The sequence below is a fragment of the Acinetobacter kyonggiensis genome, assembly GCF_900107285.1.
Lineage (GTDB): Bacteria > Pseudomonadota > Gammaproteobacteria > Pseudomonadales > Moraxellaceae > Acinetobacter > Acinetobacter kyonggiensis.
Window position 1 is genome coordinate 1 of the sequence record NZ_FNPK01000049.1, and the last position, 8,451, is coordinate 8,451.

Below are 8,451 nucleotides of genomic sequence, written 5' to 3' on the forward strand. Positions count from 1 at the left end.
GCATGTAGTTTTTTTAGATCGATGGGTGGTTCTGTTGGAGCTTTTGATTGATCGAAAGCTTGCGAGGAAGCTGAAATCAGTTGATTTTTCCAGTCGATAATTTGGTTTTGATGAACATCAAATTCAGCACTCAATTCAGCAAGTGTTTTTTCTGCTTTAATCGCAGCAAGTGCTACCTTAGCTTTAAAATCATTTGAATGATTTCTTCTTGGTCTACGTGCCATAAAATACTCCATATATTGATGTTTATAACATCATTTGGGGAGCAAAATATCACTTATAAGTGTTGTTCAAATTTCCTGATCCACCTCTGCTTTTTGATCTTCTTGCAAATCATAAAAATGATTGAGTAAATTCAGCCTTAGATCTTTTGGAGATATATGATCACGACTCACGGAATGGACGAGATACATCCGTTCACGAGCACGGCTTGCAGCCACGTTGAATCTCTGTTCATGATCGGATCGACTCAAAGCATGACAATTCTGAGGATCTGCTACCATAGATAAGAAAATAATATCTCTTTCTGCACCCTGAAATGCTGAAGCATCCCCACAAGCAAATTGAACTTGGGTAAGAGTACCTGCGCCAAACTCATTCAAAGCTTCTGATTGAATGAACTCAGCCTGTGCTGGACCTAGCAACGAGATCACGCCAATTGATCTATTCGTATATCGTTCATCTTTAATAAGTAGCTTCATTTCCTCAATAATTGCTTTCGCTTCTATTCGATTAATATGTTTGCTGTTTTTAGATTCTCTATACCCCTGCGGTGTATAAATTGCGACTAAAGCTGGGCTTAACTGCTCAGACTTCTTCGATAGTCGCATTGGCTTAATACGGTTACCATAAAAGTTTTTATTACTATAACTAATGATTGCAGGATGACAGCGGAAATGCTCTAGAAGCATCACACTTGACTCATAGATAGAAGAAGCCATGTCGTATAAAGACATATCTGGTGTTAAATATGCAGCATGCGGCTGACCATGTAGATAACGATTCCTTAATACATCAATTTGAGCACTTGCTAGGCCGACATTACTCGGAGAAACCTGCTTATTATCCCCCACAACTAATAACTTTTTAGCACGCATTAAAACGGGTAATACGTCAATTGATGATTGTGATGCCTCATCCACAATCACTAAGTCAAAGAGACCTAATTCAGCAGGCATAGATTCAGATACCTGAAGGTGTGACATGACCCAGCAAGGAATAAGTATCAACTAAAAAGTAAACATGTATTCATTACCAAAACCCTTTGAAATCTGCCCAACCCAACGCTCTATTTGATCTGCCTTCATCACCTTAAAATCCCGCCAGTTATACTTCATCTGCTTCCAAACCATCTCAATTCTATTCAGCTCAGGACTATACGCAGGTAGAAAATACAAAGTCGTTGAATACTCTTGTACAAGAAGCTTGCGCCAATCTACCATCTGTTTGCTGCGATGAATCGAGGCATTGTCAACAATCAACACCAAAGGAACTTGATAGCTGCGTTTCACCTGTGCTGCTACACCCATCAAATAGGCATAAAACCAGCGACTGTTAACGGACTCCTGTAGGCAACTGGTGATCAGATGACCCGTTGACAGCAGACAACCCATCACATTAACTCGCTTTAGTCTTACAGCATCAACCGCATGAACATCGCCTATCTTTGTCCATGCATAACGATTATCTGGCGTAGCCGAAAATCCTGTTTCGTCCACATAGCCCAATACAATTTCACCACGTGCCGCTTGCTCACGTAATGCTTCAATCTGCTGTTGCGCTTGTCCAAATGCGGTCGGGTCTCTTTTTTTTCAAGCTGTGGCGGGTGCGTTTGAAGACCATGCCTGAATCTCGCAAAAACTTGCGAAGAGTTTCAACAGACACGGATACACCGTGTTTTTCATGCAGTTTGACTCGGATTTGTTCTGCATTGAGTGGGCTTGTGTTGACCCACTCTAAGATTTGAGCCTGATAGTTTGAGGTCAGTGTATTGGGACGGCCTGAGCGATGACCTTCTTGAATCGATTCAAACTGATGTAGCTCCCAATGTCGGCGTTGTAGCCTTATGGTTTCTGGGATACGCTCTTGTAACGCAGCAACTTCGGCAACAGTTTTACCTTCGGAAAGCCAGAGAATGGTTTGGGCACGTTGTCTTTCACGCCAATGTGCTGCATGCTTGGTCAGGAGAATTAGTTGTGCACGCTGTTCTAAGCTGAGTGGGACGGTAACAATCCGTGGCATGTGCAAACATCGTTTAACCAAAAATGTCTTTTCGCATGTTTAGTTGTTTTTGTCAACTTATGCGACAGATCAGAATGGTCAAAATATTCCAATTAATTTCCGAATTTATGACAAATCTGAGGGTAAAACCAAGAATGATTACTTTATGGATATGTTAAGTGAAGTACTTAGTTGGGGTGCAAAGATTCAATTTATTACAGGTGATAGTTGGTATTCATCGACTGCAAATCTAAAAACCATAAGAAAACATGGTATTCGATTTATGTTTGGTATCGACTGTAACCGTAAGGTTTCCCCAGAAAAAGGACAATGGTTTCAACTGCGTTTATTGCCGAATTTTCATCAGGGTCAAGTGGTCTGGCTCAAAGATTTTGGCTTTGTACAATTATTTAAGACTCAGTTAAAAGAACAGCAGAGGTTTTATATTGTGTATCAAGATGAAGATGATTTATTGTCCTTTGAGGGTTTTCATGAATTACATTCAAGTCATTGGAAAATAGAACAATATCACCGAGTGATTAAACAGGTTTGTCATATTGAAAAGTTTCAAGTAAGACGGTCTAAACTGATTTTGAATCATATTTTTTCAGCCTTGATGGCCTACGTGGAGATACAAAAGAACCAGTTTGAGGGGATCTTTGAAAATGTATATCATTGGCAGAAGAAATTATTTAGACCAATGATCAAAAACTTCATTGATGACTTTATTCTCGATAAAAATCATCTGCTACCACAGAGAGTCTATAAATGATAGTGCGTAAGTCCTAGATAAGTAAACACTGAAGTATGTGAATGCAGCATATAGATAATCGGCTCCAATTTGGCGTGATTCAACAATATTTTGATAGATCTTAGCTGCGCCACTTTTAAGCAAATTAATTTGCTTTAAATCATCCTCACTTAATCCAGCAAATTCTTTCAACATAGCAGTTTGCTGGAATTTCAAATAATCTTCTAAAAAGTTTTCTTTCATGTTTTATTAATCTCAGCTCAAATTTTCTGCTTCATCAAAGTGTTGAAGAAAAGATTATGATCGATATTTGAAAATTTCTAAGACTTGTTTTTTGATATCTTCATTACGAAAATCAAAGAAAATTATAAAAAAATGAGCATTTAATATTTTGTCGTCACCAAAAATTTCTTGATGGAATTGTGGATCGATAAATGTATCAAGTCTTAGGATTAACTGTAGCTGTGGGACATAATTCACACTTGCACGTACTTCTCGCTCATTTTTTAAAATAACTAAAATTTGCTTCCAGATCTTTATGTAGAGTTTTTTGAAACTGGACTGCTTACTTTTACTATTTCGCGGTTGAAGATTTTTTAAGCGCTTAAGCTGCGCTTTCACAGTAGTCAACTTGTCAATTTTAGCAGCGAATGGAAACATAAATTGATAAAGAAACACAGTTGTATTTGTTGCAAGCTGATCAAAAATCATACTCAAATAAATCTAAAATCATATACAAACTTTTATACCATTTTTTTTATTTAATTTTCTAAAACTTTAAATAAATTGAAAAATAAATCTCAAATTATTAATATTAAACATATTATTTTTTTTATTAATTAAAAATTCTTCCAAAAAAGTGGTGTTTATCGTTATTCACCTTGGCGGGTCAGTTGCTCCGTCATGCCTGCAAAGTAGGTATTGCCATATTCATAGAAGTAATAAGTGATCACAAACCACAACAGCCAGATGCCAAAGAATAGAGAGCCAAACCAGCCAAAGGAAAAGACTTTGGCCATAATTAAAAAGATGACGATCGGCGCCACAATGCACTTCACAAAGACTTTAGATTTTGGTGGGCGATTTTCGATTGGAATGATTTTTGGTTGAGTGAATTCAGACATCATTGTTCCCCGCATGTTCAATGCAATTGACAATCACAAGGGGATATAAAAATAAGTATTTTTTTATAGGCGTGATTGAGCCATCCACCTTAGAGATTGTTCGTGTAAAAATGTTTTTTTTAATACAGCTTACAATTTAAAATCAGTGCTGTATGCCCTGTTGAATGACACAACAAGGTTGAACAGGTGCGGAGGCACAATAAAGAATAAATCGGTACAGCATGAGAAGCTCCTAGATGTAATAGAAGTTCTACCAAATTACTGTCAAATAATGGTGGCAGAACGAAAAGGGGTTGACAGACTGATCATCTAGGAATCAGCACACCCGAAAGTGTCCCCCTTCCGTCCTACCATAGAAAAAAAGGGGGACGTGAAGATTCCCACATTCAGTTTATATCCAAAAATATAAACCTCATGTGCTAGATGAATCGGTCTGTCAAAACCGACTGGCAATGTAGGCCAGCGAGCTCATATTAGATTTATCCAGCGCTTTAGTCAATTTCGCGATACGATAAAATTCACATGATCGGTTTGAATAAATTCAGTTAAGTTGTTGATTTCGCCCATAAGCTCAAATTAAAACCATCGATGGGCTCATTTTGATGCTATGGATCGGTCTAAAATGAACTGCTCTTCTTGAATAAAATAAATGAATAAAATGATTGAATAGATCTTCGCCAAACACTCATTCTTTTTAAGCTATTGTGAAGAAATGCTATGCCGTATCAAACGACACATGCCTGTTCATCATAGGTAGACCCAGCCGTCAGACTTCCCCAATAACTAAAGCTTAATCAATGAATTAATGAAATGTTGCGTTTTGTAAAAATAATCAAATACAGCGTTGACAGTTCACGGGATACGCAGATAAGCTTATAGGACACAGCAAAATCTGTGTTCAGGCGTGAGAACCTGATACAATCTAGGTGCAAATTAATGTCGCACTCGCGGCTATTTTTTTGTCTACTGTTTTAGCAGTCGTTATGGCAGCTTGATAGGGCAACCGTAAGGTTGGCTGATCCTAGATTCAGTATTCTCACCCCTGTCTCGCTGCCACCATTACCGTGAGAAGTAATGCTGGTAAGTATTTAAAACTTATCTAGGACCACTGCTATGAACGCTAAATTTCATGGTGCATACACTAGCACATCTAAAAAACAAGCCTCTCAACTGATTGTTGAACTTGGCAAAAGCATTTCAAATCCCCAGCGTCAAACTTTAACCCAGCTTTATCAAGCACTCGATACTGCAGACTCCTTGCTGACCGAGCTTGAACATGCGCACCAAATTATTCGTCAATGCATGCGCCAGATGAATGATGAACAAATCGCTGAAGTCGCAAAACTCAATCAAAATAATCATACCCCTTCGCTCTGGTCATTCCGCACCCATCAACGTCAAAACCTGATTGAACGTGCTGAACGTCTTTTGGGAGCACGTTATGAAGCATAATCAGCATATTCTGCTGGCTCCCTCGGACTACCCTTTAATTGCTTCGCCTACGCTTGCAAAAGCGTATGGCGTCGCAGCCGCGGCGGTCAAAAGCTGATGACAGATTGCAGATTTAGCATCAAATAACGGCATTGACAGATAAGTACCTTCATCATTATTCATTTCTTGAGATAGTGTCTTATATAGAAACTTTAGCATGTAATACGAGAAACTAGCTTAAACTCAGAACCGAGATCCCAGCTACAAAAAATCCTACATTAAGCAACATTACAGAATTTCATAATCAGTACTACTCGAATCAGTTGATCTCAGTATTCATAATACTCAGCACGAAGCGTAAAGCTATATGGCTTTGTTGCATAAAGGTTTGAAAGGCTGAGTTCCCTTAAGCTACTCAAATTTAAGAGACAACTTGGGTATGAGGGCGACCTAATTCTGTGAATTTATTCAAGACTGCCATGCGTGCATGGATCTCATTCACCTGACTTGGAAAACTCCGCGCTGTTAATTTATCGCCTAATAATTTGATGCAATGCATCTTGGTTTCAACCAAACTTCGACGGTGATAACCAGACCACTTTTTCCAAAGCGATCTGCCTAGCCGTTTGACTGTCTTTAATAATTCGTTCCGCTCTATAGACCTCGCTTGCTGATCCTTCCAAGGCTTTGCATTCTTTCTAGGTGGAATGATCGCATGTGCATCTCGATCTAAAATGACTTGTCGGCAGTGCTTTGTGTCATAAGCACCATCTGTATAAACAGAATCAATTGGTTCATCCAAGGGAATTTGAGCAAGTAAATCTTCGAGTACTTGAGAATCACTGACATTATTTGTGGTGAGTTGTACTGCACGTATTTGCAGGGTTTTAGCATCTATAGCAATGTGAAGCTTACGCCATTGGCGACGATATTCAGCCCCATGTTTCTTGCGTTTCCATTCACCTTCACCAAGAAACTTCAAACCAGTAGAGTCTACGAGTAGATGCAGTCCATCACTACTTTTTTGATAGCTAATCGCAATATCAATATGCTTTTGTCTACGACAAAGGGTGGAATAATCCGGAGCTGTCCAATCTAATCCAGAGAGTTTAATCAGACTTTGAACAAAACCTGTGACCATACGTAAAGAGAGTCGGAATAGTAATTTGATCATTAAGCAGCATTGAATCGCTGTATCGGAGTAGGTTTGATTTCGACCTTGCTTGCCTTGTGATTGTGCATACCACTGAGTCTTTGGATCAAGCCAAATGGAAATATTACCTCGGTTAATTAAGGCTCGGTTATAGGATGACCAATTGGTTGTACGGTAGATTTTAGAGGCAGGCTTATTCATTTTGAAATTATATTGCTGAATAAGCTTTTGATGCTAGGTTTGTGCAACAAAGCCCCTATTAAATAAAAACAAACTCATCCCTACCCCCTTTGATATTCAGAATGTCCTGGTAATTGCTCCTGAAAATGCTGCAGGTCTAGGTGACTTCAAAAAAGATGCTGACGCTTTAGAAAAAGCTGGTGTATGTCATTTCAAATACTATTCAGCCACATTCCAAGGGAACACAGCTGCACAGAGTATTATCACTTCTCTAAGTAATGGTCTGAGACAATGGGCTACCGATTTCAATACCCCTCCAGATCTCATCGTGATTATCCGCGGTGGTGGTGCTGTAAACGACCTTGCCTATTTAAATGATTACGAACTGGCTGCCTTATTGGCCAAACGAACTGTGCCAATTTGGGTCGGCATTGGTCACGAAAAAGACCGTACGATACTAGATGAAGTTGCAAACCGTTCATTTGACACACCAAGTAAGGTAATTGGAGGTATTCGCAATCTAATTGCTGAACGGACGCAGGACGTCTTAGATTCATTCCAAACCATCAAGCTCTTATCTCAACATCAAATCACGGCATACCAAAGCCAAAATGACCAATACATGAGAGTGATTAAAACGCTTGCGCATGGCCAGATCAATGAAGCAAATAAGAGCGTAGATTTGATGCGAAGCACCCTACATTACTTAGCCCAGCAACAGATCAAACTAGCAACGAATCAAGTCGAATCACTGATGCGTGAAACCCTAATCCAGAATCCAAGAAACGTGATGGCTAAAGGCTACGGAATTGTTCGTAGTGAAGGGAAAGCTATTCGCTCTATACAACAGATTTCAGGTGATAACATCCAAGTAGAATTACAGGATGGTACCATTCAAGCAAATGTAACGAAGGTAATTAATAATGAGTAAAAACGAACTCTCTTTCAAGGAAGGCTATGATGTCCTTAAAAAGAATGCTGAACTATTAGAGTCACAAGAAGAGCCCGACATCGATAATTTAATGAAAATCGTTGAAGAGTCTATGGTTGCATACAAAGCCTGTAAAACACGTGTAGATGCAGTTCAACAGGCTTTAAATGATACTTTTAAAGAATAGTTTATTGTTAAAGTTGTATATCAGGCTCGTAAGCTTGGTGTTATGACTCCATGTCAGATGCGATAGCTTAAACTCTACGATCGGGAAATGTGGGCACTCTTCCAGAACATCGGTAAACCTTCATTTTTTGTGAAAATATGGGGAGAATTGCTAATTATCAGGCGGAATTTGTTATAGGTAAAGCAATAACCAACCACATTTTGATTTTGCTATAAAAAGTTTTAAGCATCAGGTGCAGACTTATCTTTTTACAATGGAGGAGTTGGAAAGTTATGTTGATACCACTCGAACAGAAAAGGCCCTCCCCTTTTAAGGATTAAAACAGCTCTTTTATACTAATAAATAATTGTATATCAATATCATAAAATTTTAAATTATCACGCCAATCTCAACTTTAAATAAGCTTTTCAAATTGAATCGGCGAATAACCACATTTTTTATTCATAACGACGCAGACCGTATGTGACAAAATCT

Annotated in this window: 8 protein-coding genes and 4 pseudogenes; 4 read left to right on the forward strand and 8 right to left on the reverse strand. The window is 38.7% G+C overall.

The genetic code is table 11. From position 1 onward, the window contains the following. From BLV99_RS17455 to BLV99_RS17470, 4 genes and pseudogenes are all read right to left on the reverse strand, one after another. The coding region (locus BLV99_RS17455; protein ID WP_131725231.1) for a transposase at nt 1–236 on the reverse strand (236 nt) is incomplete at its 3' end. Between the two features lie 57 nt (nt 237–293). After that, nucleotides 294–1,220: pseudogene (locus BLV99_RS17460) on the reverse strand (DEAD/DEAH box helicase); the annotation flags it as partial. Nucleotides 1,221–1,229: 9 nt separating this feature from the next. After that, nucleotides 1,230–1,769, reverse strand: a complete 540-nt coding sequence (locus BLV99_RS17465) for an IS630 family transposase (protein WP_126038012.1) — start codon at nt 1,767–1,769, stop codon at nt 1,230–1,232. Continuing rightward, nucleotides 1,765–2,241 (reverse strand): helix-turn-helix domain-containing protein, encoded by a 477-nt coding sequence (locus tag BLV99_RS17470; protein ID WP_004677047.1) that lies wholly within the window; start codon nt 2,239–2,241, stop codon nt 1,765–1,767. The genes BLV99_RS17465 and BLV99_RS17470 overlap by 5 nt, the downstream gene beginning before the upstream one ends. Before the next feature lie 49 nt (nt 2,242–2,290). Here BLV99_RS17470 and BLV99_RS17475 point away from each other — a divergent pair. Next, a pseudogene (locus BLV99_RS17475) lies at nt 2,291–2,992 on the forward strand (transposase); the annotation flags it as partial. On the opposite strand, the gene BLV99_RS17480 reads toward BLV99_RS17475, so the two are convergent. The 3 genes and pseudogenes from BLV99_RS17480 to BLV99_RS17490 form a co-directional block, all read right to left on the reverse strand. Next, nucleotides 2,969–3,214, reverse strand: a complete 246-nt coding sequence (locus BLV99_RS17480; RefSeq protein WP_213030968.1) for a hypothetical protein — start codon at nt 3,212–3,214, stop codon at nt 2,969–2,971. The pseudogene BLV99_RS17475 and the gene BLV99_RS17480 sit on opposite strands and share 24 nt — an antisense overlap. Before the next feature lie 54 nt (nt 3,215–3,268). Further along, a complete protein-coding gene (locus tag BLV99_RS17485) occupies nt 3,269–3,682 on the reverse strand; it encodes a hypothetical protein (protein WP_092692947.1) in 414 nt (137 codons plus the stop codon). A gap of 164 nt (nt 3,683–3,846) precedes the next feature. Further along, a pseudogene (locus BLV99_RS17490) lies at nt 3,847–4,095 on the reverse strand (hypothetical protein); the annotation flags it as partial. A gap of 1,113 nt (nt 4,096–5,208) precedes the next feature. On the opposite strand from BLV99_RS17490, the gene BLV99_RS17500 reads away from it, so the two are divergent. After that, nucleotides 5,209–5,547: a hypothetical protein gene (locus BLV99_RS17500; RefSeq protein ID WP_092692950.1), complete on the forward strand. Its 339-nt coding sequence runs from the start codon at nt 5,209–5,211 to the stop codon at nt 5,545–5,547. Nucleotides 5,548–5,947: 400 nt separating this feature from the next. On the opposite strand, the gene BLV99_RS17510 is transcribed toward BLV99_RS17500, so the two are convergent. Continuing rightward, nucleotides 5,948–6,880, reverse strand: a complete 933-nt coding sequence (locus BLV99_RS17510; RefSeq protein WP_002122868.1) for an IS5 family transposase — start codon at nt 6,878–6,880, stop codon at nt 5,948–5,950. A gap of 55 nt (nt 6,881–6,935) precedes the next feature. On the opposite strand from BLV99_RS17510, the pseudogene BLV99_RS17515 reads away from it, so the two are divergent. Beyond that, nucleotides 6,936–7,790: pseudogene (locus tag BLV99_RS17515) on the forward strand (exodeoxyribonuclease VII large subunit); the annotation flags it as partial. Further along, nucleotides 7,783–7,977 (forward strand): exodeoxyribonuclease VII small subunit, encoded by a 195-nt coding sequence (gene xseB / locus BLV99_RS17520; protein ID WP_092692953.1) that lies wholly within the window; start codon nt 7,783–7,785, stop codon nt 7,975–7,977. The pseudogene BLV99_RS17515 and the gene xseB, both read left to right, overlap by 8 nt. Nucleotides 7,978–8,451 lie beyond the last annotated feature (474 nt).

Coding starts and splice junctions, on each gene's coding strand:
- BLV99_RS17510 (WP_002122868.1), bottom strand. CDS start 6,880: ATGAATAAGCCTGCCTCTAAAATCTACCGTACAACCAATTGGTCATCC.
- BLV99_RS17480 (WP_213030968.1), bottom strand. CDS start 3,214: ATGAAAGAAAACTTTTTAGAAGATTATTTGAAATTCCAGCAAACTGCT.
- BLV99_RS17500 (WP_092692950.1), top strand. CDS start 5,209: ATGAACGCTAAATTTCATGGTGCATACACTAGCACATCTAAAAAACAA.
- BLV99_RS17485 (WP_092692947.1), bottom strand. CDS start 3,682: ATGATTTTTGATCAGCTTGCAACAAATACAACTGTGTTTCTTTATCAA.
- xseB (WP_092692953.1), top strand. CDS start 7,783: ATGAGTAAAAACGAACTCTCTTTCAAGGAAGGCTATGATGTCCTTAAA.
- BLV99_RS17470 (WP_004677047.1), bottom strand. CDS start 2,241: ATGCCACGGATTGTTACCGTCCCACTCAGCTTAGAACAGCGTGCACAA.